This is a genomic window from Pseudomonas sp. microsymbiont 2, assembly GCF_054788395.1.
This window is the reverse complement of record NZ_CM139112.1, coordinates 2298595-2322940: the sequence shown is the minus strand read 5'-3', so window position 1 is coordinate 2322940 and position 24346 is coordinate 2298595. Positions and strand designations below refer to the sequence as shown.

Here is a 24346-nt window from a genome sequence, read left to right as displayed (position 1 = left end):
GCGAGATCATTCAGAGCCCTGCGAGCGCTTTCGACCACGTTGATCGAGGGTCACGGCGAGCCCAGCAAGCAAGATGGCCAGCGTGTAGGCGACAAGGCCTAGGTTCAGCCCCAGAATCATCTTCTCGGAGCCATCGGAGAGCACCATCGAACCACCGTAGCCATCGCGCAGCCAATAGGCCAGCAGAAACCCACCGGTGACGAACACCGTCAGAAGACTGGCAAGCGGCAGGTCGTTCCGGCCCCAGACAAGCCAGACACTGAATGCGCCAAGCGCGGTATTGGTAAACAGCTGCCATGTCTCGTGAAGCCTGGCATGCGCAGCCCACGCCGGGTTGAATACATGGGTCTCGTTGATCTCGAGAATCGGCACGACCACCGCGTAGAAAACGATGCCAACCGTTACCAACAACTTCGCCAGCATCAGCAATCTCCTTGCCCTTGGTTTGGATGTCCAGGCAGCGGCTACGCGGAAAAATACCGCAGCCAGTAGGCCTCTCTGCACGGATTGGTAAAACTGATGTGGGTGGGGCTGACCATGGTATCGCGTGGCTGGCGAATGACTTCGTAACTTATCCAGCTCTCAGCACAAACCCCATCGCTGGGGAAGTTGTCCTGCTCGGCCAACCGCCTGATCAGCGTACCGTCATCGAAGGCATAGGTGTTTTCCTCGGCGATGACGGTGACGTCTTGGTCAATCCAGCTTTGCTGATTCGAGCGTTCAAGATGCGCGGAGCGCTTCGAGCACAGCCCCAGGATGGCGCTGACATAGTTGGCGAGGTGATCCAGGTGAGCCATGGGCTGCGTTCGGTCTTTCAGTGACTGGCGAAGGTTCGGCAACTCTACTCACAAGGCTGCCCCTGCGACAACTCTCGCCTGCGAGCGCGCCTCGAATCTGACGCGCGACAATGCTAGGCTCGTGGCGCATGTCACCCTCCAGGGAAATGGAAATGCACTTTGACTGGCACGCAGGACCGATCACCCGCTCTACCCCTCTGGACAAGAACTACCGGAACACCCAGGCGGTCCGTCGGTTCCTCGTCGGCGAGTGCGGTGGCGCGTTCAAGTTCGACCGCGCCTTCATGGCCTGGATCAAGAGCGGCGCACCCTCCACCATGGGCGACATCGCAGATGAATGGCTGCGTACGCGTACATGACCGCAGCTATTTAGCCTGCGCCTGGGCAATCGCTGAAATTCATGAAAGCACGCCTGCCCAACCTCGACGGATCAGGCAGGCGTTCGGTAACGCCCGACAAAGTGACGTCAGCCTTGCGAACAGCTCATGAAGAATCAGCCCTGGCAGAATCGGATGCGATTACCGAACGGGTCGTAAACCTCCAGTAACCGCCCCCAGTCCTGCTCCACGATGTCAGGCCGTCCAAAACCGTAGCGCTTGGCGATCAGCTCGTCCCGAAACAGCTCGATGTTCTGCATGGGGACAAAAATGGTGGTGCCTGGGCTCGCGTCACCATGATGCTCGGAAAGATGGATCTGCAGGCCGTCTCGACTGAGCCCCAGGTACAAGGGAAGATCTGCTTCGAAGCGGTGCTCGAATTCGACGCTGAAGCCAAGAAAGCCGAGATAGAACTCTCTTGCCTTCACTTCATCGAACATTCGCAATATCGGAATGGCTTTTTCCAGCCTGATGGCGGGGCTGCTCGGTTCACCGGCAAGCATTGCCGAAGCCGTGTTCCAATCCTTGTAGCCCAGCTGCTGGGCCACCATTTCAAGCGCCGTCGAATGGGATATCTCGTGATTACGCGCCTCAAGCGAGGTGCGCAGGCTCTTGGCCATCCGCTTGGCGTTCTCGAGTGTCGACATCATTCCTCCTGGAGTCGAAGCATCCGGGTGCTCGCGTTGCCAAACCTCGACTATCAAGAGAGATGCGAAATGGTCTGGAGCAAATATGCTTTCACCTTTCCTTGTCGGTGCGAGCGGCAGGCAGCATAAGCCTTCGCCGATGTTACACAGTCTGCCGAGCAGCCGGAAGCTGACAGAAGGATCTTGCCGCCAGACCCGCCAACGACTACTACTAAAGTTTTAGGCAGGGAGGCGTAAAAAATGCTCTCGAGGTTCGTTATCGTTCCAGCGGTCCCCCATGAACAAGATCGACAGCGCCTTGGCATGCGCTACTGGACACCGACTTATTCAGGTGGCTTCGACATCTACGACAACCAAGAGAAACAACGACTTCAGCCAACCTATGCAACCAGGAAGGAGGCAGAAGCGGCATGCGAAAAGAAGAACCGAGAAACGGATTTCCCCTGCGAAACCCTTCCTAGACTTCGTACCAGTTGACCCTCACGCGTCGCAGACCCGCATTGAGCGGCGCAACCACGACAGGCGCCGCTCAACCACCCTGAAGTCTGCGCTTCACCGAATCACACCCGGCCCGGCGCGCCGACGCGTCACTGCTTTCGGGGCGATTCAGGCATGATGCCACCCATGATAAGAACGGCAGCCGGCCCGATCAGCCAACCCACAGTCGTTCCTGGGCTGACAACTGGAACCAGGATGGTCACTGCGAACAGGACCGCCCCAGCCCAGAGACGCCTACGTGGAGTGAGCCACTCTCGAACCTGTTCCAATCTTTTGCCCACTACCGCGCTCCCTGTCTGGTAAACGGCGAAGCATATCACTTGCTTCACTAAGCCACCCCGGCGCTGGCCGCCGGAGCCTCCCTCTCTTCAACGAAAACGAATGCTCTGGGACTTCGGCGCTTTTCGCCCCACAAAGAAAAACCCCGCAGACCTAGATCTGCGGGGTTTCGAATAGTGGAGGCCGAGGTCGGAATCGAACCGGCGTAGACGGATTTGCAATCCGGAGCATAACCACTTTGCTACTCGGCCTCAAAGTCGGAGTCAGCTTTCGCTATCTCCTTGAAAGCATTTGACTTTTTCAAGTCATCTGCGTTTCGATGGACGCCATTATGTCGGCATTCGATGGACCTTGCAACCCCCTTGAAGAAAAAAATCTTCAAGGGGTTCAAGGTGTTAGCGCAGACGCCCAAGTTTGCTCCACAGCCCGACCAGGGTGTTCTCCACCGCGCCACTGGCCGCCATGCCGATGCGCTCCTGCAAGCTCTTGCGCTCGGCGAAGCGCAGATGGAACACATTGGCCTCGCGGGCGCTGCGGCTCAGGTATTCGTCGCTGGTCCCCAGTTCGTCCACCAGTTGGCGGTTCAACGCGGCAATGCCCAGCCAGACTTCGCCGGTAGCCACTTCGTCGATGTGCAGCTGTGGGCGGTAGCGGGCCACGAAATCCTTGAACAGCTTGTGGGTGATGTCCAGGTCCTCCTGGAACTTCTCCCGCCCCTTCTCGGTGTTCTCGCCGAATACGGTCAGGGTGCGCTTGTATTCACCGGCGGTGAGCACTTCGAAATCGATGTCGTGCTTTTTCAACAGGCGGTTGACGTTGGGCATCTGCGCGACCACGCCAATCGAACCGAGCACGGCGAACGGCGCGCTGACGATCTTCTCGCCGATGCAGGCCATCATGTAGCCGCCGCTGGCGGCGACCTTGTCGATGCAGATGGTCAGCGGGATGCCCGCCTCGCGGATACGCGCCAACTGCGAAGCCGCCAGGCCGTAGCTGTGCACCAGCCCGCCGCCGCTCTCCAGACGCAGGACCACTTCATCGCGCGGGGTGGCCAGGGTCAGCAGCGCGGTGATTTCGTTGCGCAGGCTCTCGGTCGCCGAGGCCTTGATGTCGCCATCGAAATCGAGCACGAATACCCGGCGCTTGTCTTCGGGCTTTTTCTTCTGCTGTTTGTCCGCCTTCGCCTGCTGCTTGCGCAGGGTCTTGAGCTGGGCCTTGTCGAGCAGACCCGATTCCAGGCGCTCGCGCAGTTCCTTGTAGAACTCGTTGAGACGGGTGACCTGCAATTGCCCGCCCGGCTTGCGTCGCCCCTTGCCACGCAGGCCGGCGATGGCCGACAGCACGACGAGGATGGCGATCACCAACGTTGCGGTTTTGGCGAGAAAGCTTGCGTATTCGGCAAGAAACTCCACGTTGACTCCTTGATAGACCAGCGCCCGATCGGCGCGAAATGCTGCAAGCATACCGGTGCGCCTGGGGCTCTGCCAGCCAGGGAAAACGCTGGCAACACAGTTCAAACGACCTTTTCAAACGCTTGTATGTTTTTTCGTTGACAGCCTGCCTGGGGCAACCTAACCTCGCAGCAACCTCCAACCGGGCCGGACTTCCTTGTGGGCAACCTCTACCTGATCCGACATGGCCAAGCTTCCTTCGGTGCCGCCGACTACGACGTGCTCTCCCCGGTGGGCGAGCGGCAGAGTCAGGCACTGGGCGAGCACCTGGCCCAGCTGGGCCTGCGCCTGGACCGTTGCGTGGCCGGCACCCTGCGTCGCCAGCAGGACACCGCCCGCCTGGCCCTCGACGTGCTGCAGGCCCATGGCGAAGCCGTCCCGACCATAGAGACCGATGCGGCCTTCAATGAGTTCGACGCCGACGGGGTGATCCGCGCCCTGCTCCCCGCCCTGCTGCCCGAGGAACCCGAGGCCTTGCACGTGCTGCGCAACGGCGCCCAGAACCGCGGCGAGTTCCAGCGCCTGTTCGCCCTTATGGTGCAGCGCTGGCACGACGGCGAGCATGCCCACGACGAACACCTGGAAACCTGGCAGGCCTTCACCGGTCGGGTCGGCGATGGCCTGCGGCGCCTGCTCGACAGCGCCGCCAGCGGCGACAACATCGCCCTGTTCACCTCCGGCGGCACCATCGCCGCCCTGCTCCACCTGGTAAGCGGAATCACGCCGGCTCAGGCCTTCGCCCTGAACTGGCAGATCATCAACACGTCGCTCAGCCACCTGAAGTTCCGAGGCCGCGACGTCACCCTGGCTTCCTTCAACAGCCAAGCCCATGTGCGGCTGTTGCGGTTGCCGGAGCTCGTCACCTACCGATGAGCCCGGTCTATTGTGTCCTTGCGGACGCGAAAATCACTTAACAAGGAATACACCATGAGCGATGTAGCTAAAGCCGTCGAGGCGATGAAGGCAAAATTCAACCCGTCCGCCGCCGCCGGCCTGGACCTGGTGTTCGGCTTCAATATCACCGACGAAGACAAGCACTACGCCCTGCTGGTCAAGGATGGCACCTGCGAGATCCAGGAAGGCGAGAACGCCGACGCCAACTGCACCCTGGTGATGGACAGCGAAACCCTCAAGGGTATCGTCAGCGGTGAGACCGATGGCATGCAGGCCTTCATGGGCGGCAAGCTGCGCGTCGAAGGCGACATGATGCTGTCGATGAAGCTCAGCGAGCTGTTCCCGTCCTGATCGGCGCGGCGAATCGCCAATGAAAAAACCGAAGCCTCACGCGCTTCGGTTTTTTTTTGCCCACTCCAGCTGCGCGCCCATCAGGGCCATTGATCGTCCGGCAACACCCGGGCCTATAAACGCCTGGCACGCTTGTACCAGCTTCGACAGGAAATTAGATTAGCCAATAATCCTTGCTCCAGATCATAAGGAAATCGCATGACGCTCACCGACCAGTCCACCCAGGTACGCCCCGGCGAAGAACTCGACGCGGCCGTCATCGATCCGTATCTCAAGGATCACATTCCCGGTCTCGCCGGCACGCCGAGCATCAGCCAGTTCCCCGGCGGCGCCTCCAACCTGACCTACCTGGTCAGCTACCCGGACCGGGAATTCGTACTGCGCCGCCCGCCGTTCGGCCACAAGGCCAAGTCGGCGCACGACATGGGCCGTGAGTTTCGCATCCTCAACCAGCTCAACGCCGGCTTCCCCTATTGCCCCAAAGCCTACGCGCACTGCACCGACGAGTCGCTGATCGGCGGCGAGTTCTATGTGATGGAACGGGTCAACGGCATCATCCTGCGCTCGGACATCCCCGCCGAACTGGACCTGGATGCCGGCCGCACCGAAGCCCTGTGCAAGAGCTTCATCGATCGCCTGGTAGAGCTGCACCAGGTGGACTACCAGGCCTGCGGCCTGGCCGACCTGGGCAGGCCCGAAGGCTATGTGCAGCGCCAGATCGAAGGCTGGGCCAGCCGTTACGAAAAAGCCCTGACACCCGACGCGCCGCGCTGGGAGCAGGTGATCGCCTGGCTGCGCGAAAAGATGCCCGCCGACCACCCGCGCCCGGGCATCATCCATAACGACTACCGTTTCGACAATGTCATCCTGGACAGCGCCAACCCCATGCGCATCATCGGTGTGCTGGACTGGGAGATGGCCACCATCGGCGACCCGCTGATGGACCTGGGCAACAGCCTGGCCTACTGGATCGAGGCCGGCGACCCGGCGCCGGTGCAACTGATGCGCCGCCAGCCGAGCAACGCCCCGGGCATGCTCAGCCGCCAGCAGTTCGTCGACTACTACGCCGAGCGCGCTGGCATGCGCATCGACAACTTCGACTTCTATTATTGCTACGGCCTGTTCCGCCTGGCCGGCATCGTCCAACAGATCTACTACCGCTTCTTCCACGGGCAGACTCAGGACAAGCGCTTCGCCCAGTTCATCCACATGAACCGGCTGCTGGAGCAGATGAGCTTGCAACTGATCGGCAAATCCAGCTTGTAACCCCGGCAGACAACAAGGAATACGCGCATGTCCAAGACCCAGCTGTTCGACCTCGACGGCAAGATCGCCTTCGTTTCCGGTGCCAGCCGTGGCATCGGCGAGGCCATCGCCCACCTGCTGGCCCAGCAGGGCGCCCATGTGATCGTCTCCAGCCGCAAGCTCGACGGCTGCCAGCAGGTGGCCGAGGCAATCATCGCCGCCGGCGGCAAGGCCACCGCGATAGCCTGCCACATCGGCGAGATGGAACAGATCCAGCAGGTGTTCGCCAGCATTCGCGAGCAGTTCGGCCGCCTCGACATCCTGGTCAACAACGCCGCCACCAACCCGCAGTTCTGCAACGTGCTGGACACCGACCTGGGCGCCTTCCAGAAGACCGTCGACGTCAACATCCGCGGCTACTTCTTCATGTCGGTGGAAGCCGGCAAGCTGATGCGCGAACACGGCGGCGGCAGCATCATCAACGTGGCCTCGATCAACGGTGTCTCGCCTGGGCTGTTCCAGGGCATCTACTCGGTGACCAAGGCGGCGGTGATCAACATGACCAAGGTCTTCGCCAAGGAGTGCGCGCAGTTCGGCATCCGCTGCAACGCCCTGCTGCCGGGGCTGACCGACACCAAGTTCGCCTCGGCGCTGGTGAAGAACGACAGCATCCGCAATGCCGCGCTGCAGCAGATCCCGCTCAAGCGCGTGGCCGACCCGAGCGAGATGGCCGGCGCGGTGCTGTACCTGGCCAGCGACGCCTCCAGCTATACCACCGGCACCGCGCTCAATGTCGATGGTGGGTTCCTGTCCTGATCCGGATTCATGCACGCCCCGTGTAGGAGCGGCCTTGCGTCGCGAAAGGGGCGCGCAGCGGCCCCACGATCTCTAGTCAAAGCAGAAATCGCCGGGGCCGCTTTGCGGCCCTTTCGCGACACAAGGCCGCTCCTACAGGGGGCGGCGCACCTACCCCTTCACTGCCTGCAGCGTATAGCTCAGCGGCAACCGCCACGGCGCCTCGTCAAGGCGCCACTCACCGTCATCGCCCAGCGTCATCTGCCCCGGCAGCGCTTCCCAGGGGATGCTCTGATGCTCCTCCAGGCCGGTGATGCGCAGGCCATTGTTCAGCAGCGCGGTAATCACCTCGCCCAGGCCATGGTTCCACTCATGGGTCTCGGTCTGGGTCAGTGCCTGGTCGGTCTCGACGTAGCTCTGGTCGTTGTGCCACACCGTCGGTGCCTCGCGCTCGAAGTACGGGTACTCCAGTTGCAGGCAGTCCTCCTGGTCCTCGTTCACGGCCATCAGCATCGGGTGGCCATCACGCAGGAACAGTCGCCCGCCCGGCTTGAGCAACGCCGCCACGGTCTGCGCCCAACGCTCGATGCTCGGCAGCCAGCACAGCGCGCCGATACCGGTGTAGACCAGGTCGAAAGCCCCAGCCGGCAATACCTGCGCGGCCTGATAGACGTCCGACTCTACATAGGCGATGCCCGCGCCACAGCGCTCGGCCAGCTGGCGCGCCTGGGTCAGGGACGCCGCGGAGAAGTCCAGGCCGCAGACCTCGGCGCCCAGGCGCGCCAGCGACAGCGTGTCGGTGCCGATATGGCATTGCAGGTGCACCGCGCGCAGGCCATGGATATCGCCCAGGCGTGGCAGGTCGAAGCGCACCACCTCGGACAGGTGCCCGGGCTCGGCGACGAAGCGCTCGACCTCGTAGTCCCCGGAGGCGGCGTGCAGTGGTGCGCGCTCGTCCCAGCTGGCGCGGTTGAGTTCCAGCGATCGGCTCATTGCGGTGCTTCCCTGTCTGAGTGAGTCAGGCGCCACGTTAACCGGACCCGACCGCCCCGGCAACCACCCCGTCAACCAGAAGTTGACGGCTGGGGTATACTGCCCGCTTCGTGCCCGCCCAAGGATCCAGCGCCCATGACCGAAAACAGCTTCGCCTTTCGCCTCAAGGAACTGCTCGAACACCACAAGCTGACCCTGCAGGCCGTGGGCACGGCGCTGGGGATCTCGCGCACGGCGGTGCACAAATGGACCCGCGGCGGCGAGATCGACTATGACAACCTGCGGCGCCTGGCCGACCTGCTCAAGGTCAACTGGATCTGGCTGCGCTACGGTGAGGAGGCCCTGCACAGCGTGCAGCAGGCCGAGGTGGTCGAGCTGCCGATGACCGACGTGCGCCGCCGCTACACCGCCGAGATCATGGAAAGCGAGACGCGCATGAAGCTGGCCCAGGAAGGCGCGCGCATCGTCACCTGGGAATGGAACCTGGTCAGCGATGAAGTGACCTACTCGCCCAACGTCGAGGCGGTGTATGGCTGGCCGTTGCGCCGCAACGAGGACTTCTGGGAACACATCCACGCCGATGACGCCCGCCACATGCAGGCCATGTATGCCCAGGCGGTGGCCGATGGCACCGGCTGCGAATGCGATTTCCGCATCACCCGCCCCGATGGCGGCCAGCGCTGGATCGCCTCGCGCGCCACGGTGCTGCGCGACAGCGTCGGGCGCCCGGTGAAGATGGTCGGCATCAGCATGGACAACACCGAGCGCAAGGTCGCCGAAGAGGAGCTGCGCCAGAGCGAGGCGCGCTTTCGCACCATCTTCGAGCTGGCCTGGGGCGCGCTGGCCTACATCGACCCGGATGGCAGCTGGCAACGGGTCAACGGCAGCCTCTGCGAGCTCTTGGGCTACCGCGAGGACGAACTGTACGGCACGACCTTCCAGCAGCTCACCCATCCCGACGACCTGCCGGGCAACCTGGCGTTGCTGCAGCGCATGCTGGCCGGCGAGATCGAGCGTTACGAGGTACAGAAGCGCGTGCGCCACAAGGACGGGCGCTATATCTGGGTGCGGGCGCGCACTTCGCTGGAACGTCGCGCCGATGGGCAGCCGGAGCATCTGATCAGCGTGTTCGAGGACATCACTGCCGAGCGCGAAGCAGGGTAAACATCATAGCGCGCCACCTGTGGGAGCGGGTTCACCCGCGAAGCCGACACCGTGGTGGATGGCACGGGCTTCGCCCGTGTTCGCGGCGGTTCGGCGTCCCGACAAGCCCGCTCCCACAGGGATCGCGCCAGACTCTAAAAATTGAGCAAGACAGTTGCCCCCACAGGGTGTCGGTTTGGCTGTTCCAATCCTGCACTCAAGCTAGAGGCAGGTGGCCGCCGCAGCCCGGCGCTGCAACGCCACGCCGTCATTCTTCTGTGCGTAATAGTCCACCCGCGTGCCCCCCGCCTGGGCATAGACATCGACGAACGACTCCGCCTCCCGGGTATACACCGTGAACCCGCCCTGCTTGCGCGCCTCCAGGTAGCCACTGGCATCGACCCCGAAGGCGCGCTCTTCCTGCCAGCTGAACTGGATGCACTGGGCGACCAGGTCCGGCGTCTTGTGCGAATCCAGGCGGGCGGTGGGCGAGCCGTTGCGCGCAGCTTCCATGGTCGACGATGCGCAGCCCGCCAGCAGCAGCGCCACGGTGATCGGCAGAATTGCTCGCATGTTCCATCCTCGGGACAAAAAAGAAGGTGACTCTAGCACTGCCGGGCCGGCCGGGGAATCGCCGCTACCGCTCATCGCCGCCGCGATAAAAGTTTGCGCGGCAAAGAACCAAATCGATCGCCTCGGGTCTCAGCTGGTACCGCGTAAACCGTTGCGGATCAAGGACCTATAACGTGATGAAACGCCTTGCAAGCCTTTCGATGGTCGCCACCCTGCTGCTGCTCGGCGGCTGCTACAGCCACCACTACCACGACGATGACGACGGCTGGCGCGACCGTGACCGCGGCCACCGTCATCACCATCGCCACGACCGTGACGATGACGACCGCCAGTACCGTGACCGCTACTACCGCTGAAGCGTCTTTCCAACCCTGACTCGCCGCCAACCGCGCGGCACCCTACCCTGATGACTCCCTGAGGTTCATAACATGCGTCTGACTCTGCCTTCCCTCGCCCTCGGCCTGCTGCTCTGCCAGGGCGCCTTCGCCGGTGACGGCACCGCGGCCATCGGCGGCGGCCTGGGCGGTGCCCTGGGCAACGTCGTCGGCAAACAGATCGGTGGCAGTACCGGCGCGGCCATCGGCGCCGGCCTGGGTGGCGCCGCCGGCAGCGCGGTTGGCGCGCGCAAGGGCAACCGTACCGAAGCCGCCATCGGCGGTGGCCTGGGCTCGGCCGGCGGCTCGCTGATCGGCGGCAAGCTCGGCGGCTCCAACGGCTCGACCATCGGCGCGGGCCTGGGCGGCGCGGCGGGCGGTGCGATCGGTAACCACATGGGCGACAACAACCGCAAGCACAAGCATCGCCACTGATAAGTAGCACGGGCGGGCCTGCGGGCCCGCTCCCACAAAATTGGCTCCCACACATCCGCGCCCAAGCACTCTGCCATCGCGCATCGGATCGCCACCCGGCAAAACCCTGCAGCACGTCAACGACGCACTCGCGTCAAGCTGCCACACTAGGGCCATCGCCTTTCGTGCCCCTGTGTGAAGGAACACCCCCTCCCCATGAACCATGAGCTGCTCTGGGTCCTCGGCCTGCTGGCCGTCGTCGTCTTCCTGTTCATCATCAACCGCCCGCGCATGGATGTGGTCGCCCTGCTGGTGATCCTCGCCCTGCCGTTGTCCGGCATCCTCACCGTCGAACAGGCCCTGGCCGGCTTCAGCGACCCCAACGTGGTGCTGATCGCCGCGCTGTTCGTGATCGGTGAAGGACTGGTACGCACCGGCATCGCCTACCGCATCGGCGAATGGATGAGCGCACGCGCCGGCAACAGCGAGGCGCGCCTGATCGTGTTGCTGATGGTCGCGGTCGCCGGCCTTGGCTCGGTCATGAGTTCCACCGGCGTGGTGGCGATCTTCATCCCGGTGGTGCTCAGCATCGCCGCGCGCCTGCAGCTCTCGCCCAGCCGGTTGATGATGCCGCTGAGCTTCGCCGGCCTGATCAGCGGCATGCTCAGCCTGGTGGCCACGCCACCGAACGTGGTGGTTCACAGCGAACTGGTGCGCCATGGAGAATCCGGTTTCAGCTTCTTCAGCTTCACCCCGTTCGGCCTGGTGGTCCTGTTGCTGGGCATCGGCTACATGCTGCTGACCCGCCACTGGCTCAACGGCGAGGTGCGCAAGGATGGCCGGGTGGAGAGCCGCCGCACCTTGCTCGACCTGGTCCTGGACTACAGGCTCAGCGGCCGCGAGCGGCGCCTGCGCATCCGCCCCCATTCGCCGTTGATCGGCCACACCCTTGGCGAGCTGGAACTGCGCACCCGCCATGGCGCCAACGTGGTCGGCATCGAGCGCCAGCACAAGTTCACCACCCGGGTGATCGCCGCCGACTCCGGCACCGTGCTGCTGCAAGGCGACGTACTGCTGCTCGACCTGTTCGCCAATCGTGATGACCTGCGCAGCCTGTGCCAGAGCATGCTGCTCGAACCCCTGCACTTCAAGGCCGCCTACTTCATCGACCAGTCGCAGGAGCTGGGCATGGCCGAGATCTCCCTGCCCCCAGGCTCGCAACTGATCGGCAAGAGCGTCCTCGAGCTGGCCTTCCGCACGCGCTATGGCCTGAACGTGGTCGGCCTGCGCCGCGACCAGGTCGCCATCGAGGAACAACTGGTGGAAGAGAAACTGCGCCTGGGCGATACCCTGCTGGTGGTCGGCCCGTGGAAGGCGGTGCGCCAGTTGCAGGGCAAGCCCCGCGACTTCCTGGTGCTGAGCCTGCCGGCGGAAATCGACCAGGTCGCCCCGGCTCGCGCCCGCGCGCCCTACGCCCTGATCAGCCTGGCGGTGATGGTCGGGCTGATGGTCAGCGGCCTGGTGCCCAACGTCATCGCCGCGCTGATCGGCTGCCTGCTGATGGGCGCCGGCCGTTGCATCGACATGAACAGCGCCTACCGCGCCATTCACTGGCAGAGCCTGGTACTGATCGTCGGCATGCTGCCCTTCGCCCTGGCCCTGCAGAAAACCGGCGGTATCGACCTGGTCGTCGGCGCGCTGGTTGGCTGGCTTGGCGGCGCGGGGCCGGGCGTGATCCTGGCCTGCCTGTTCGCCCTGACCGCGGTGATCGGCCTGTTCATCTCCAACACGGCCACGGCGGTCCTGATGGCTCCCGTGGCGGTCAGCACCGCCCAGCAGTTGGGCATGTCGCCCTACCCCTTCGCCATGACCGTGGCCCTGGCTGCGTCCGCGGCGTTCATGACGCCCGTGTCGTCACCGGTCAATACGCTGGTACTGGGCCCCGGCCAATATCGCTTCGCCGACTTCGTCAAGGTCGGCGTGCCCTTTACCGTGCTGGTGATGCTGGTCACCGTGCTGATGGTGCCCTGGCTGTTCGCGCTCTAGTCCTACACCAGATTCCGCAGGTTCGCAGCGAATTGACATCATATGCCGACTGAAAGACACTGACGCGACTTACCCCAGGTGCCTACAGCCGTTTTCCTGGATTCCGTCTTCGCTTGTCGGTCGAGCCCATGGTGTCTCCAGTCCCGTCGCGCCTGATGCCTGCCCTGAGCCTGTTCGGCCTGACGCTGGCCTTGACCGTGGCTGGTATCCTGGCCCGGCCGATCGAATCCCTTTCGCTGTTCTGGCCGGTCAACGCGGTGCTCGCCGGCATACTGCTGCGCAACCCGCGGCAAGCCAGTTTTTCCGGATTCGCCCTGGTCTACCTGGGCATGGTCATCGCCGACCTGGCATGTGGCAGCCCCTGGAAGCCGGCGCTGTGGCTCAACCTGTGCAACCTCGGCGCCATCGTCAGCATCTGGTACCTGATGTCACGCCTGCCGCGCCTGCATCGTCGGTTGCGCACGCCCCATGGCACCCTCTGCCTGTTCGGCGCCAGCGCAGCCGGAGCGGTGGTCGCTGCAAGCCTAGCCTGCGTAATGGCCGCGCCCTGGTTCGAGCAGTCCCTGCAGGCGACCTGGCTGGCGTGGTTCAGCGAGCAATTTTCCACCAGCGTACTGGTGCTGCCGGTACTGCTCACCCTGCCCTCGTCCAGGGCCTTGACCCGCAACGGCCGCGCCAGCCAGCCGATTCGCCTGGCGCCACTGCTGGTGCTGCTGGCGTCGCTCGCACTCAGCATCGCCTTCGGCGGCCCCGGCGCCATCGCCTTCCCGATCGCCGCGTTGCTGTGGTGCGCACTGAGCTATTCGCCCTTCCTCGTTTCCCTGCTGACCCTGACCGCCGGCAGCACGCTGATCGTCGCGGTGGCGCAGAACCTCATGCATTTCAGCGTGCCGCAGAGCGAGCCAGGGGTCACCGCCCTGATGTCCGCGCGGCTGGGCATCGCCATGCTGGTGCTCGGCCCGCTGGTACTGTCCTGCGTGAGCAGTGCCAATCGAAGCCTGATGGCACGCCTGGCCCACCAGGCGACCATCGACCACCTGACCGGCGTCCTTACACGCAGTGCCTTCACCCGACGCGCCAATGCCTTGCTCGATGCCTGCGGCAGGCCGCTGACGCTGATGATGCTGGACATCGATCATTTCAAGACGATCAACGACCGTTACGGCCATGCAACCGGCGACCTGGTGCTGCAGCAGTTCGCAACCACGCTGCAGGATCAGTTGCATGAGGGCGAGCTGTTCGCCCGCCTGGGCGGCGAGGAGTTCGTCATCGTCGTGCCGGGAGTGGCGCCGGACCAGGCCAAGTTCATCGCCGAGCGCCTGCGCCGGGCAGTCCAGGACCTGCACACCACCCATGCCGACCCACGCTTGCAGATCACGGTGAGCATCGGCCTGAGCGGCTGCGGCGCCGAAGGTTCGATACCCAGCCTGGACGAGCTGCTGGCCCAGGCCGACCAGGCCCTGTACCGGGCCAAGGCGCACGGTCGCAACCGTATCGAGCAGGCCGATACGCAACGCCAGGTGGTCTGACCTAGCCCCCCAGCAAGTCCCAGCTCAGCTTGGCGATCAGCACGCACAGCAGGACCAGGAACAAGCCTCGCACGAACCCCGCCCCCTTGCGCACCGCCAGCCAGGTACCCGTCAGCGCGCCCAGGATGTTGAACAGCGCCATTGGCAGGGCGATGGCCCACAGCACGTTGCCCGAAGGAATGAAGAACACCAGCGCGGCCAGGTTGGTGGCGATGTTGACCAGCTTTGCCGACGCCGATGCATGCAGGAAGTCCAGCGCGAAGAAGCGAATGAACAGGAAGATCAGGAAGCTCCCGGTACCCGGCCCGAACAACCCGTCATAGAAGCCGATGGCGCCACCGATCAGTACCGCCAGGCACTGTTCCTTGCGACCGATCGCCGTCGGCTTGTGCAAGGTACCGAAGTCCTTCTTGCAGAAGGTGTAGATGGCCATCAGCACGATCAGCACCAGTACCGCCGGACGCATCAGGCTCGCCGGCACCAGTGACACGGTGGCGGCGCCGAAGAACGACATCACGAACGCGCTCAGTGCCGCCGGGACGATCAGCCCCCAATCCAGCTTTACCTTGCGGATGAACGAACGCGCAGCGAAGGCGGTGCCACAGACCGAGGCCAGCTTGTTGCTGCCCAGCAGGCTGGCCGGTTGCGCGGCGGGCAACACGTTGAACAAGGCCGGGATCTGGATCAGCCCACCGCCGCCAACGGCAGCGTCGATCAGGCCAGCGGCGAAGGCGAACAGCGAAAGCAGGGCGATATCCATCATGTCGAATGTCCAGGCGGTACGAAGCAGGCCGCCAGACTAATAAAAGTGCCGCGGCTATGTTGAAATACCATGTTGCAAAAACTGCAATGAGGAAAAGCACCAATGGCCTTGGACATGCTGCGTGAAATACAGGCTTTCGTCACCGTCGCCCACAAGCGCAGCTTCGTCAGTGCCGCCCGTGCCCTGGGGCGCTCACCCAGCGCCGTGACGCGGGCGGTACAGGCGCTGGAAGACAACAGCGGCGCCAAGCTGCTCAACCGCAATGCCAGCGCCGTGACCCTGACCGAAGCGGGTGAACGCCTGCTGCCCCATGCCGAACGCTTGCTGGATGTGCAACGCGATGCCGCCGACGAGCTCGCCGCCCTGACCGGCAGCGCCCAAGGCTGGATCCGCCTGGCCGCCCCCGAGGTGCTCGCCCAACAGGTATTGCCGGGTGTAATCGCCGAGTTCTCCCGGCGCCATCCGCAGGTCACGCTCGACGTGCAGTTCAGCGACCAGCTCCTTGACCCGTTGCAGGGCAAGTTCGACTTCGTGATCCGAGGCGCCTTTCCCCAGTCCAGCGAACTGATCGGCTACCCCTTGTGGCGCTATCGCCGGCATCTGTATGCCAGCCCAGGGTACCTGGCGCACGCGGGCACTCCGCAGGCGCTGGAGGACCTGGAGCGGCATGCGCTGATCCTGCACACCGCCCCACGCATCCTCAAGGCCTGGCACTTCTGTCGCGATGGCAGGATCAACAGCCTGCGGCCCCGGCCACGACTGCGGCTGGGCTCAGGTGTCGCGGTGCTGCAGAGCACCCTCGCTGGCGCGGGTATCGCGCGCCTGGCCGACTGGCTGGGCGAACCCGAAGTGCTTGCCGGGCGCCTGGTGCGGGTCTGTCCCGACTACCGCCTGACATCCAGCAGCGGCCATGACCCTGAGATGCACGCGGTCTACCCGGCCGGCGCCGTCCGGGCGCGGGTTCGCGAGCTGCTGCAAGCACTACGCGAAGCCCGCCCTGGACCGAGAGAAATGACCTGAACGACGCTGCTCAATTTCTGCTCAATCTGACAGAGCCCTTGCCAGACATGACTTGCAGCGCTTTATCCACAGACCTACCCACGTTTTTTGTGGACAGTTTCAGCAAGCCTTGAAGGAATTATCGCAAACCGAGCAACGCCGCATTGGCCAGCTTCACCAACTCGATCCACTCGCTTGCGCTGATCACTCCGGAACGCTCCAACTCTTCAGCCCCGCGCAGTGCCTGATCGTAGTCCTCTTCGTGGAGAATACCCTCGCCGAGAAAACGACCGCGCCACTCCAGCATCGCTGCAGTGCCTTTCTTGCATTCCATAGTGTGTATCGACTCCAAGGCAAGTGATCGGCCCATGCATCCGGGCCCAGGATTGGGGGCGCGAGATTACACGAGCGACTTGCACTTGAGAACGACTTGCAGCTACCGCTTGTCCAGACAACCGCGGCGCGCAAGAGATAGAGCCCGCCTCCAGGTCAGGCGGGCTGGCAGGAAACAGCGGCTCAGCTTGGCGGAATGGTGCCGAGCAGGCCAATCATGATAGTCAGCAGCAGAAAACCACCCAGAAACAGCGCGAGCTTGCCCATCGGAACCTCTACAGTGTGATGACGGAACGGCGGGGCTGGCCAAAGCGGCGCAGCCTGCCCAGCACACACCGAGTTGGAGGCTGGGCCTGGGGATATTGTCGGGCAGTGACTGATACGGTTACAGATTCAGGTTCTTGCAAAAAAAGCAGATCAGATGCCGCGTCCCCCTGGCTGTGCTACGGTCCACCACTCGACGAGCCAGAGAGCCGCAGGACCATGGATGCTTTCGCCGACAACGCCACCCTGCTGATCATCGATATGCAGAACGGCATCAACCACCCGCGCCTGGGCCGGCGCAACAATCCCGAAGCCGAACGGCGCATGGGCGAGCTGCTCGCCGCCTGGCGCCGGGATGAGCGCCCCGTGGTGCATGTCCGGCACATCTCCCGCGAACCGGATTCAGTGTTCTGGCCGGGCCAGGGCGGTTGTGAGTTCCAGCCCGCCTTCACGCCACTGGCCAGCGAGACACTGTTCGAAAAGCACGTGCCCGACGCCTTTTGCAACAGCGGCCTGGAACACTGGCTGCACCAGCGCGGCATCCATCAACTGGTCATCGTCGGCGTGATCACCAACAACTCGGTGGAATCGACCGCGCGCTCGGCGGGCAACCTGGGGTTCGAAACACGGGTGGTGGCGGACGCCTGCTACACCTTCGATCAGCGCGACCTGCAGGGACGGCTATGGCCGGCGGAAGAAGTGCATGCATTGGCACTGAGCAACCTGGCCATGGACTATGCGTGCATTCTCGACAGCGCCGCGGTGCTCGACATGACTTGAACTCAGCGCAGAGGACGCAGCTTGGCCAACGGCACCCAGCCAAGCTCCTCGCCAGTCACCCGACGGCACCAGAGCCAACCGTTCAGCGGGCGCAAGCCTTCCACCTGCTGGCCTGGGTCGATGTCCAGCTCATGGGCCGAGTAGGCTTCCAGCGCCCTGCCCCGGTCAACGCCAAGCCGCTCGATCACCTGGGCGGGCACCCAGCCAGGCTCCTGGCCCTGGCAACTGCACAGGTACCAGTCCTCCCAGTGCTCGTCGCCCTCGTAGCGCTGGCCGATGCTGAGCAGCGTGCCTTGGGCGAAGGTGATGGGCGCAGGGTACTCACTGCGGTGTGCTGCGATAACGACGTACTTCACAAGCCTCTCCCTGGCTGCGAAAAAACATCGATGCTAGTCGAAGGGCCGCTGGAGCACCATGACCATCTCATGCCAGGCCATGCCGCCATGATCGGAGGTCGAGGGACGAACATAGGCGTAGCCCATCTTCTCGTACAAGCCGACGTGCCGCTCCTTGCACATCAGGTGGATGGTCGCCTTGCCCTGCTCGCGCATCTGCTCGACGAAGCGCGCCATCAGGCGGCCAGCATGGCCCTGGCCCTGATGGGCCGGGTCGAGCACGACCGACATGATCACCACATTGGGTGCCTGCGGATCATGCCCGACCAGCTCCTTGAACGCCTCGTCCGACATCACCACCTCATGGGCGCAGCCGCTGTTGATGAAACCGACCACCTGGCCATCGACCTCCAGCACCAGAAAGCCTTGCGGATACTGGGCGATGCGCGTGGCGATCTTTTCCCGAGTGGCGGCCTCGTCGCCTTCGTAGGCGCTGGTTTCGATCTGGTAGCAGCGGTCCACGTCGGTTGACATGGCCTGGCGGAACGTCTGGGTGCTCATGGGGCGGATCCGGGTGGCGAAAAACAGAGGCGACATGCTAACGGAAGTCGCTGCCCGGCTGCATGCCCCTGTCGTTTCTCAGACCGAACGGGTGATGCCACCATCGACGCGCAGGTTCTGCCCGGTGATGTAACCTGCGCCTTCGGAGGCCAGGAAGCTGATGGTAGCCCCGATCTCCTCGGCCTTGCCGTAGCGCGCCATGGGGATTCGGCTGCGGAACTCTTCCTTCTCCGGCAGGCTGTCGATGAAACCCGGCAGCACGTTGTTCATGCGGATGTTCTCGGCCGCATAGCGGTCGGCGAACAGTTTGGTGAAGGCCGCCAACCCGGCACGGAACACGCCCGAGGTCGGGAAGGCCGGATCCGGCTCGAAGGCGGCGAAGGTCGAGATATTGATGATGGCGCCGCCCTTTTGCCGCTGCATGATCGGCGTCACCAGCCGGGTCGGACGCACCACGTTGAGGAAGTACACCTCCATGCCGCGGTGCCAGTCCTCGTCGGTCAGGTCCAGGATGGGCGCCCGTGGACCATGACCGGCACTGTTGACCAGCACATCGACCCGGCCCCAGCGCTGCATCACGCTGTCGACCAGACGCTGCAGGTCTTCTATCGACTGGTTGGAGCCGGTGACGCCCAGGCCGCCCAGCTCTTGCGCCAGGGCCTCGCCCTTGCCGGAAGAAGACAGGATCGCGACCTTGAAGCCATCGGCCGCCAGCCGCCTGGCCGCCTCGGCACCCATGCCACTACCACCTGCGGTGATGATTGCCACTTTCTGCGAAGTCATGTTCCGTTCCTTGCGGGAGTTGATCAGGTAGGTGCATGAAGCCAGAATCCGCGTGACCGCACCAATCACAAATACTGGCACGACCCTGCAGGAAATCTACTGGATGAGCGCCCCCAAGCGACGTAACGCCCCCGCCATCGTCAATCACCTGACAGCCTTCGAGGCCGCCGCCCGCCTGGGTAGTTTCCGCGCCGCGGCCGACGAACTGCATGTCACTCCCGGCGCCATCGCCCAGCAGGTGCGCACCCTCGAAGACAAGCTCGGCGGCCCGCTGTTCGAGCGGCTGCCCCGAGGCCTGCGGACCACCCCGGACGGCGCCGACTACCTCACCCGCGTGCGCCTGGCCCTGGACATCATCGAAGACGCCACCCGCGAACTGCTGGAGCGTGACAGGCAGCATGACCCACAGCAGGTCCTGCTCAGCACCACGCCGGCCTTCGCCAGTCGCTGGCTGATCCCGCGCCTGGGGCTGCTGGCCCAGGCGCACCCGCAGGTGGCCTTGATGATCGACGCGTCCGACGGCACCCGGCCACTCAGCGGCAAGGGCGCGGTCGACCTGGCAGTGCGCTGGGGCACGCGCCCCTTTGCCGCCGCCTATGCCCAACCCTTGCTGCCCGGCGTCGCCGTGCCCGTCTGCGCCCCCTCGCTGCGTGGCGAGCATCGCTGGCAACTGGCCGCCGAGCTGGCCGGGCAACCACTGATCTCCGATAGCCACAACAACTGGAAGCGCTGGTTCGACCACCATGCACTACCCGGCACCCGCTTCAACGGCCCGGTGTTTTCCCAGACCATCCTCGCCATCGAAGCCGCCGAGCAAGGCATGGGCATCGCCCTGGTGCCTCGCCTGTTGGTGGAGAACGCCCTGAAGGCCGGCACGCTGGTACTGGCGCTGGAAGGGCATGAACTGCAAAGCGACGCAGCGTTTCATCTGCTCGCGGCTCACTCGCCTGAGCCGGGGTCCGCTGCCGAACAGGTGGCACGCTGGCTGGCAAGGGAGGCCAAAGCCCAGGCCTGAACGCGTGCCTTGCCGAGCCGCGCCGCAAACGCCGCGAAGATCTGCGGCGGTGCAGCCGCGGCACGGTCAATTGCAACATATCGTTTCTGAACGATGCGATCGACGCCACCAGGCCAACTTACCGCGCCAAACCAGTGGACCAGCGACAGGCCCCGCCGTACACGGCCTGGCACAGAGCAGCTGGAAGCAAGTGGAAATATTCGAGTTCGTTTTTTGTAGGACTCTTCTTATTCGCCCGAAGGACGTTTCCAGCATTGCGAAAGTCGGTGTATGAATAATCAGTATTGAGGGGTGAATTGAACTGATACCGTCGTGTTTTTCCTACAACGGCACGGATGCCTAGGCATGTGAGAACGACATGGACAACTACGACACCTCGGCCCTCGGATTGCAAAAATGCCTGCTGAACATGCGCCGGGATCACGCCCGGCTCGAAGCGCAGGGCGAACTGGAAAAGGCGGCGAGCCTGGCACGCGTGATCGCGACGCTGGAACAAGGGCTGGCCGCGACGCCCACCCTCTTGAAGCCGACGACACTGCAGTGACGCAAAACGCCTTTTCGGTTGCCACGTGCGCGAACCGGTCAACCGATCGCCTATTCGACGCTTGCTTCTTTTCTCGCCGAGAGCGACTACGCTGGATCTTTGACTGAATCTGAAGGGATATGCCCCATGAACATCAAATCGCGCTGCGCTGTCGCGCTCGTGCTTCTGATTGGAACATGCCCGGCACTGATGGCGGATCCGGGAAAAGGCAAAGGTCATGACAAAGGCAATCCGCATGGCGAACAGGCACGCCCTGGCGATGGCAACGGCCGGCATTCGGGCCCGAGCATCGACCTGGGCGGCGTGCGAGTAATTCTCAACGACAATCGTGATTACTGGCACGCCGGCGCATCGCTACCACCTGGGATTCAAAAGAACCTGGCACGGGGCAAACCCCTGCCACCCGGCATCGCGAAGAAACTCGACAGCCGACTGATAGGACGCCTCCCCCATTACGACGGCTATGAATGGCGCCAGGCCGGAACCGACCTGATTTTGGTTACCCTCGCCACCGGCGTGATCTACGAGGTGCTGCGCAACGTGCTGGACTGACTTCATCGGCGAGGCAGTCCCCGCGCCCGAGGCAAGACCCCATCGCTGGCGAGCTGTGCAACCCACTGCGTAAGATTTGGTAACACTCCCTGGGTAGTCAGTCGATGAACCCAAACGCGACCAATGCTGTCCGATTGCCATCGGTAGCGGCTGAGGTCGCCCCGTCTCGGCCTGACGACCGAGCAGGATCCACTTCGCGTGACACGCCTGAAGCGGCCTCGATACGCCGGCTTACCGGCGCGTGCATCCTCCCTGTGCAGAATGCCGCCCCTTTTTTGAATGGCTGAAAGAGCGAACCATGAAACAGAACATTCTCCTCGTTGCCGTCTGTGCCGCCCTGCTCCAGGCTTGCACCCCGGCCTCCAAGTCCCATGAAGGATCGCCTTCCATGCCCGCCACCTCTTCGTCTGTCGCCGCCCAGCCAGCGCTGCCGGCCTACTACTGGAACCTGGTATCGGCCAACGATGCGTCGGGCGCCCCCATCGCCGCCATGGCCAAAGGCATCGAGCACAAGCTGCGCCTGAGCTTCGGCGATCGGCAACTGAACATCAGCGGCGGCTGCAACAGCCAGTTCGGCGGCTACAGCCACCAGGGCGGCGTACTGAAAGTGCAACCACTGGCCTCGACCCTGATGGCTTGCGACAAGAGCCTGATGGACCTGGATGCCCAGGTCGGGCGTTTGCTCAACGGCGACCTGCGCACCACCATCACCGCTGACGCCCAGGAGCCGGTGCTCACGCTGACCACCCAGGACGGCTCGGTACTGAAGTTCCAGGGCGAAGCCACCCCAGAGACCCGCTACGGCAGCAAGGGCGAGATCAAGTTCCTGGAAGTGGCGGCCAAGACCGTCAAGTGCAGCCATCCGCTGATCCCGAACTATCAGTGCCTGCAAGTGCGCGAGCGTCGCTATGACGACGCCGGCCTGCAGCTGCCGACCCAGGACAGCTGGCATCCGCTGTACCAGTCCATCGAGGGCTTCGAGCACCGTGACGGCGTGCGCACCGTGCTGCGGGTGAAACAGTTCCAGTGGAAGAACCCGCCAGCCGACGCCCCGTCGCAGGTCTATGTGCTGGACCTGGTGGTCGAGCAGGACGCCTCGGGCAAGGCCAAGTAATCGTACCGACGGCAGGCCGGTATTCGCCGGCCTGCCTCAAGTGCCCGCCTTCCAGATCTCACCCGGCACCTGACATCGCGACTGACGCAATGCGCAAAACCACCCGGCGCGTGGAATGCCGCTCAGCGTTTGCGCGTGAACTGCTGCTCGGTGACCGCAGCGCCCCATTGGCTGCCTGGCGCTTCGTGAGTCAGCGCGAAGCCCAAGGACTCGTAAAGGCTGCGGGCGGCCTCCAGGCCTTTGAATGTCCAAAGCTGGATCGCCACAAAACCTTGCCGGTCGCAAAACGCCACGGCTTCGCTAAGCAGGCGACGCCCCACGCCGCCACCACGGCAACCATCATCCAGGATGAACCAGCGCAAATGGGCCTCGTCATTGCCCAGATGTTCGCCGTCGATAGCGATCGCCCCCACGATCCGGCCAGCGCTTTGCGCGACCCAAACGGCGTTACGTGAATTGCCCAATCGTCCTGCGAACTCCGCGACGCCTGTTGCGACCTGACTCTCGAAGAACTGACCGAAACCGGAATGCCGCGAGTAGTAGCTGGCATGCATTTCCACCATGCGCCCGATCAGACCTGGGCGGTAGCCCGAGGTGATCTGAATCCTGTCCGCCACCTGCTCGACCGTGCCGTGGCGATACGTCTTCAACGCCTGCGCATAGGCGTTCAAGCCCTGCGCAATGGCCTGCTGCTCCTGCTGAGTGAGCGGAGTCAGCGCCGACGAGACTTGCAGCTGCCCATAGGCATGAATCTCTTCGAGCGAGCGCCTTCCCTGCGCAGTCAGCCTGAGTTGTTTCATGCGGCCATCCTGTTCACCTTCACCTTCTTCCAGCTCCCCGGACTGAATGAGTTTCGCGACCATGCGACTGACACTCGACTTCTCCAGCCCGAGCGCCTGTACCAGCTGCCCTGCGGTCAGCGCGCCGCGCTCGCCTAACTCAAGCAAGGTGTGCACAGCGGAGGGCGAATACTGCGTGCCCGCCAATGTCGCGCGCATGAAGCCCAGCTCACGCACCATCGTCCGTGAAGCAGAGCGGACTTGTTCCACAACCGAAGGATCGATCATTTCTGCAACCTCGTCTGGGTGGTATCGCTATACAACGCCATTTAGTTGCATCATACAACCAAATATTCACACCCAGTCGCTCGACTCTTCGAGCAGGCCCCGCAGGATACCTCCCCTATCACGGAGCATCGTGGAACGACAGCTCCAACCCCAGTCGCTCCCCCTGGCGCACGCGGCTGATGGCATGCTTGAGGCTGACGCGGTAGTAGCCCTTGGCGCCCTTGAAGGGGCGCTGCGCGGTGGTGATGATGGCCAAGTCGCCAAGCCCGAGCGGTACCACCATCGGACGTGATTGCATGCGTGGGCGCTGCTCCGTCATCACGAATTCGCCCCCCTGGAAGTCCACCCCGGGCTCGGAAAGCAGCGCGACGATCTGCAGGGGGAATACATGTTCGCCGTCGTTGCGCTGATGCAGGCAGACATGATCCTCCACACCCAGCCTGCTGACGTGGCATTGCATTCGAACCTGTCCGGCCCGGCGATTGCGCAGCAGGAAGTCTTCCAGCTCCGTCGGATAGCGATAGTCGACACCCAGGGTTTCGTTCCAGCGATTGGCAATGGCGACCAGCCGGCGATAGAACCCTGCTCGCCACTGCGCCAGCGGCGCCGGAAGAGCAGCGCCGAAGCACAGCAGCTCACCCCGACCAAGCCCACGAGACTCCAGCGTCTCTCGCTCGACACCAGCCGCGCTGCTCAGTCGCATCAGGCCGCGCCCTGCCTCGCGCCTCGGCACACCGGGTATCACGGCATAGCCCTCGGTATCGAGCTGCCGCTCGATGCCCGCCCAATCCAGCTGATCGAGCGCCTTATCGACTGCACTCAACAGCATG

General features: G+C 63.7%; 29 protein-coding genes and 1 tRNA gene. 16 read left to right on the top strand and 14 right to left on the bottom strand.

Annotation, left to right across the window (positions count from 1 at the left end):
• Positions 1–6: 6 nt before the first annotated feature.
• Positions 7–423 (bottom strand): hypothetical protein, encoded by a 417-nt coding sequence (locus tag ACYUME_RS10640; protein ID WP_460418817.1) that lies wholly within the window; start codon positions 421–423, stop codon positions 7–9.
• 41 nt (positions 424–464) lie between these two features.
• Positions 465–797, bottom strand: coding sequence for a hypothetical protein (locus tag ACYUME_RS10635; protein WP_460418816.1), 333 nt, complete (start codon positions 795–797; stop codon positions 465–467).
• Positions 798–949: 152 nt separating this feature from the next.
• Between ACYUME_RS10635 and ACYUME_RS10630 the strand changes: the two genes are divergently transcribed.
• Complete coding sequence (locus ACYUME_RS10630; RefSeq protein WP_460418815.1) at positions 950–1156, top strand: DUF6434 domain-containing protein; 207 nt, start codon at positions 950–952, stop codon at positions 1154–1156.
• Positions 1157–1290: 134 nt separating this feature from the next.
• Here the strand turns inward: ACYUME_RS10630 and ACYUME_RS10625 are convergent, their stop codons facing one another.
• From ACYUME_RS10625 to sohB, 3 genes are all read right to left on the bottom strand, one after another.
• A complete protein-coding gene (locus tag ACYUME_RS10625) occupies positions 1291–1821 on the bottom strand; it encodes a glyoxalase superfamily protein (RefSeq protein ID WP_279885843.1) in 531 nt (176 codons plus the stop codon).
• 954 nt (positions 1822–2775) lie between these two features.
• Positions 2776–2849, bottom strand: a tRNA-Cys gene (locus ACYUME_RS10620).
• 144 nt (positions 2850–2993) lie between these two features.
• Complete coding sequence (gene sohB / locus ACYUME_RS10615; RefSeq protein ID WP_460419333.1) at positions 2994–4010, bottom strand: protease SohB; 1017 nt, start codon at positions 4008–4010, stop codon at positions 2994–2996.
• Positions 4011–4208: 198 nt separating this feature from the next.
• Between sohB and ACYUME_RS10610 the strand changes: the two genes are divergently transcribed.
• The 4 genes from ACYUME_RS10610 (at position 4209) to ACYUME_RS10595 (ending at position 7355) form a co-directional block, all read left to right on the top strand.
• Positions 4209–4922 (top strand): histidine phosphatase family protein, encoded by a 714-nt coding sequence (locus tag ACYUME_RS10610; protein WP_460418814.1) that lies wholly within the window; start codon positions 4209–4211, stop codon positions 4920–4922.
• Positions 4923–4976: 54 nt separating this feature from the next.
• A complete protein-coding gene (locus ACYUME_RS10605; RefSeq protein WP_028692453.1) occupies positions 4977–5294 on the top strand; it encodes an SCP2 sterol-binding domain-containing protein in 318 nt (105 codons plus the stop codon).
• A 198-nt stretch (positions 5295–5492) separates the two neighbouring features.
• Positions 5493–6560, top strand: coding sequence for a phosphotransferase family protein (locus tag ACYUME_RS10600; RefSeq protein WP_460418813.1), 1068 nt, complete (start codon positions 5493–5495; stop codon positions 6558–6560).
• Positions 6561–6587: 27 nt separating this feature from the next.
• On the top strand, positions 6588–7355 hold the full coding sequence (locus ACYUME_RS10595; RefSeq protein ID WP_279911550.1) for an SDR family oxidoreductase: 768 nt from the start codon (positions 6588–6590) through the stop codon (positions 7353–7355).
• 150 nt (positions 7356–7505) lie between these two features.
• Here ACYUME_RS10595 and ACYUME_RS10590 read toward each other — a convergent pair whose 3' ends face one another.
• Positions 7506–8327: a class I SAM-dependent methyltransferase gene (locus ACYUME_RS10590; RefSeq protein ID WP_279911551.1), complete on the bottom strand. Its 822-nt coding sequence runs from the start codon at positions 8325–8327 to the stop codon at positions 7506–7508.
• Between the two features lie 135 nt (positions 8328–8462).
• Here ACYUME_RS10590 and ACYUME_RS10585 point away from each other — a divergent pair, with 135 nt between their 5' ends.
• Positions 8463–9491 (top strand): helix-turn-helix domain-containing protein, encoded by a 1029-nt coding sequence (locus tag ACYUME_RS10585; RefSeq protein ID WP_279887997.1) that lies wholly within the window; start codon positions 8463–8465, stop codon positions 9489–9491.
• Positions 9492–9692: 201 nt separating this feature from the next.
• Here ACYUME_RS10585 and ACYUME_RS10580 read toward each other — a convergent pair whose 3' ends face one another.
• Positions 9693–10043 (bottom strand): hypothetical protein, encoded by a 351-nt coding sequence (locus tag ACYUME_RS10580; protein ID WP_279887995.1) that lies wholly within the window; start codon positions 10041–10043, stop codon positions 9693–9695.
• A 176-nt stretch (positions 10044–10219) separates the two neighbouring features.
• Here ACYUME_RS10580 and ACYUME_RS10575 point away from each other — a divergent pair, with 176 nt between their 5' ends.
• The 4 genes from ACYUME_RS10575 (at position 10220) to ACYUME_RS10560 (ending at position 14406) form a co-directional block, all read left to right on the top strand.
• Positions 10220–10399 (top strand): hypothetical protein, encoded by a 180-nt coding sequence (locus ACYUME_RS10575; RefSeq protein WP_279887993.1) that lies wholly within the window; start codon positions 10220–10222, stop codon positions 10397–10399.
• A 72-nt stretch (positions 10400–10471) separates the two neighbouring features.
• Positions 10472–10852, top strand: coding sequence for a glycine zipper domain-containing protein (locus ACYUME_RS10570; RefSeq protein ID WP_050706284.1), 381 nt, complete (start codon positions 10472–10474; stop codon positions 10850–10852).
• Between the two features lie 195 nt (positions 10853–11047).
• On the top strand, positions 11048–12877 hold the full coding sequence (locus tag ACYUME_RS10565) for an SLC13 family permease (protein ID WP_460418812.1): 1830 nt from the start codon (positions 11048–11050) through the stop codon (positions 12875–12877).
• A 113-nt stretch (positions 12878–12990) separates the two neighbouring features.
• Entirely contained in the window at positions 12991–14406 is a 1416-nt protein-coding gene (locus tag ACYUME_RS10560; RefSeq protein ID WP_460418811.1) for a GGDEF domain-containing protein, read from the top strand.
• A gap of 1 nt (position 14407) precedes the next feature.
• Here ACYUME_RS10560 and ACYUME_RS10555 read toward each other — a convergent pair whose 3' ends face one another.
• A complete protein-coding gene (locus ACYUME_RS10555; protein WP_279807798.1) occupies positions 14408–15169 on the bottom strand; it encodes a sulfite exporter TauE/SafE family protein in 762 nt (253 codons plus the stop codon).
• Positions 15170–15271: 102 nt separating this feature from the next.
• Between ACYUME_RS10555 and ACYUME_RS10550 the strand changes: the two genes are divergently transcribed.
• Positions 15272–16189: a LysR family transcriptional regulator gene (locus ACYUME_RS10550; RefSeq protein ID WP_460418810.1), complete on the top strand. Its 918-nt coding sequence runs from the start codon at positions 15272–15274 to the stop codon at positions 16187–16189.
• Between the two features lie 118 nt (positions 16190–16307).
• On the opposite strand, the gene ACYUME_RS10545 is transcribed toward ACYUME_RS10550, so the two are convergent.
• Positions 16308–16502 carry a hypothetical protein gene (locus tag ACYUME_RS10545; protein ID WP_279887987.1) on the bottom strand — a complete coding sequence of 65 codons (195 nt, stop codon included), beginning with the start codon at positions 16500–16502 and terminating at the stop codon, positions 16308–16310.
• A gap of 482 nt (positions 16503–16984) precedes the next feature.
• Here ACYUME_RS10545 and ACYUME_RS10540 point away from each other — a divergent pair, with 482 nt between their 5' ends.
• Positions 16985–17545 (top strand): cysteine hydrolase family protein, encoded by a 561-nt coding sequence (locus ACYUME_RS10540; RefSeq protein WP_460418809.1) that lies wholly within the window; start codon positions 16985–16987, stop codon positions 17543–17545.
• Between the two features lie 2 nt (positions 17546–17547).
• Here the strand turns inward: ACYUME_RS10540 and ACYUME_RS10535 are convergent, their stop codons facing one another.
• The 3 genes from ACYUME_RS10535 to ACYUME_RS10525 all read right to left on the bottom strand — a co-directional run bounded on the left by ACYUME_RS10535 (position 17548) and on the right by ACYUME_RS10525 (position 19224).
• Positions 17548–17901 carry an SH3 domain-containing protein gene (locus tag ACYUME_RS10535; protein ID WP_460418808.1) on the bottom strand — a complete coding sequence of 118 codons (354 nt, stop codon included), beginning with the start codon at positions 17899–17901 and terminating at the stop codon, positions 17548–17550.
• 33 nt (positions 17902–17934) lie between these two features.
• Entirely contained in the window at positions 17935–18441 is a 507-nt protein-coding gene (locus tag ACYUME_RS10530; RefSeq protein ID WP_460418807.1) for a GNAT family N-acetyltransferase, read from the bottom strand.
• 78 nt (positions 18442–18519) lie between these two features.
• The gene (locus ACYUME_RS10525; RefSeq protein WP_279887982.1) at positions 18520–19224 is read right to left on the bottom strand and encodes an SDR family oxidoreductase; all 705 of its coding nucleotides are present in this window, start codon (positions 19222–19224) and stop codon (positions 18520–18522) included.
• A 103-nt stretch (positions 19225–19327) separates the two neighbouring features.
• On the opposite strand from ACYUME_RS10525, the gene ACYUME_RS10520 reads away from it, so the two are divergent.
• The 4 genes from ACYUME_RS10520 (at position 19328) to ACYUME_RS10505 (ending at position 22449) form a co-directional block, all read left to right on the top strand.
• Complete coding sequence (locus ACYUME_RS10520) at positions 19328–20239, top strand: LysR substrate-binding domain-containing protein (RefSeq protein ID WP_460418806.1); 912 nt, start codon at positions 19328–19330, stop codon at positions 20237–20239.
• A gap of 358 nt (positions 20240–20597) precedes the next feature.
• Positions 20598–20783, top strand: coding sequence for a hypothetical protein (locus ACYUME_RS10515; protein WP_279887980.1), 186 nt, complete (start codon positions 20598–20600; stop codon positions 20781–20783).
• Between the two features lie 126 nt (positions 20784–20909).
• Entirely contained in the window at positions 20910–21335 is a 426-nt protein-coding gene (locus ACYUME_RS10510; protein WP_460418805.1) for an anti-virulence regulator CigR family protein, read from the top strand.
• 388 nt (positions 21336–21723) lie between these two features.
• Positions 21724–22449 (top strand): DUF4377 domain-containing protein, encoded by a 726-nt coding sequence (locus ACYUME_RS10505; protein WP_460418804.1) that lies wholly within the window; start codon positions 21724–21726, stop codon positions 22447–22449.
• A 122-nt stretch (positions 22450–22571) separates the two neighbouring features.
• Here ACYUME_RS10505 and ACYUME_RS10500 read toward each other — a convergent pair whose 3' ends face one another.
• Both ACYUME_RS10500 and ACYUME_RS10495 read right to left on the bottom strand, forming a co-directional pair.
• A complete protein-coding gene (locus ACYUME_RS10500) occupies positions 22572–23516 on the bottom strand; it encodes a GNAT family N-acetyltransferase (protein WP_460418803.1) in 945 nt (314 codons plus the stop codon).
• Between the two features lie 118 nt (positions 23517–23634).
• Entirely contained in the window at positions 23635–24339 is a 705-nt protein-coding gene (locus ACYUME_RS10495; RefSeq protein ID WP_279887975.1) for a 2OG-Fe(II) oxygenase, read from the bottom strand.
• Positions 24340–24346: the final 7 nt, after the last annotated feature.

Coding starts and splice junctions, on each gene's coding strand:
- ACYUME_RS10640 (WP_460418817.1), bottom strand. CDS start 423: ATGCTGGCGAAGTTGTTGGTAACGGTTGGCATCGTTTTCTACGCGGTG.
- ACYUME_RS10635 (WP_460418816.1), bottom strand. CDS start 797: ATGGCTCACCTGGATCACCTCGCCAACTATGTCAGCGCCATCCTGGGG.
- ACYUME_RS10630 (WP_460418815.1), top strand. CDS start 950: ATGCACTTTGACTGGCACGCAGGACCGATCACCCGCTCTACCCCTCTG.
- ACYUME_RS10625 (WP_279885843.1), bottom strand. CDS start 1,821: ATGTCGACACTCGAGAACGCCAAGCGGATGGCCAAGAGCCTGCGCACC.
- ACYUME_RS10605 (WP_028692453.1), top strand. CDS start 4,977: ATGAGCGATGTAGCTAAAGCCGTCGAGGCGATGAAGGCAAAATTCAAC.
- ACYUME_RS10600 (WP_460418813.1), top strand. CDS start 5,493: ATGACGCTCACCGACCAGTCCACCCAGGTACGCCCCGGCGAAGAACTC.
- ACYUME_RS10595 (WP_279911550.1), top strand. CDS start 6,588: ATGTCCAAGACCCAGCTGTTCGACCTCGACGGCAAGATCGCCTTCGTT.
- ACYUME_RS10590 (WP_279911551.1), bottom strand. CDS start 8,327: ATGAGCCGATCGCTGGAACTCAACCGCGCCAGCTGGGACGAGCGCGCA.
- ACYUME_RS10585 (WP_279887997.1), top strand. CDS start 8,463: ATGACCGAAAACAGCTTCGCCTTTCGCCTCAAGGAACTGCTCGAACAC.
- ACYUME_RS10580 (WP_279887995.1), bottom strand. CDS start 10,043: ATGCGAGCAATTCTGCCGATCACCGTGGCGCTGCTGCTGGCGGGCTGC.
- ACYUME_RS10575 (WP_279887993.1), top strand. CDS start 10,220: ATGAAACGCCTTGCAAGCCTTTCGATGGTCGCCACCCTGCTGCTGCTC.
- ACYUME_RS10570 (WP_050706284.1), top strand. CDS start 10,472: ATGCGTCTGACTCTGCCTTCCCTCGCCCTCGGCCTGCTGCTCTGCCAG.
- ACYUME_RS10565 (WP_460418812.1), top strand. CDS start 11,048: ATGAACCATGAGCTGCTCTGGGTCCTCGGCCTGCTGGCCGTCGTCGTC.
- ACYUME_RS10555 (WP_279807798.1), bottom strand. CDS start 15,169: ATGATGGATATCGCCCTGCTTTCGCTGTTCGCCTTCGCCGCTGGCCTG.
- ACYUME_RS10550 (WP_460418810.1), top strand. CDS start 15,272: ATGGCCTTGGACATGCTGCGTGAAATACAGGCTTTCGTCACCGTCGCC.
- ACYUME_RS10545 (WP_279887987.1), bottom strand. CDS start 16,502: ATGGAATGCAAGAAAGGCACTGCAGCGATGCTGGAGTGGCGCGGTCGT.
- ACYUME_RS10540 (WP_460418809.1), top strand. CDS start 16,985: ATGGATGCTTTCGCCGACAACGCCACCCTGCTGATCATCGATATGCAG.
- ACYUME_RS10530 (WP_460418807.1), bottom strand. CDS start 18,441: ATGAGCACCCAGACGTTCCGCCAGGCCATGTCAACCGACGTGGACCGC.
- ACYUME_RS10525 (WP_279887982.1), bottom strand. CDS start 19,224: ATGACTTCGCAGAAAGTGGCAATCATCACCGCAGGTGGTAGTGGCATG.
- ACYUME_RS10520 (WP_460418806.1), top strand. CDS start 19,328: ATGAGCGCCCCCAAGCGACGTAACGCCCCCGCCATCGTCAATCACCTG.
- ACYUME_RS10515 (WP_279887980.1), top strand. CDS start 20,598: ATGGACAACTACGACACCTCGGCCCTCGGATTGCAAAAATGCCTGCTG.
- ACYUME_RS10510 (WP_460418805.1), top strand. CDS start 20,910: ATGAACATCAAATCGCGCTGCGCTGTCGCGCTCGTGCTTCTGATTGGA.
- ACYUME_RS10505 (WP_460418804.1), top strand. CDS start 21,724: ATGCCCGCCACCTCTTCGTCTGTCGCCGCCCAGCCAGCGCTGCCGGCC.
- ACYUME_RS10500 (WP_460418803.1), bottom strand. CDS start 23,516: ATGATCGATCCTTCGGTTGTGGAACAAGTCCGCTCTGCTTCACGGACG.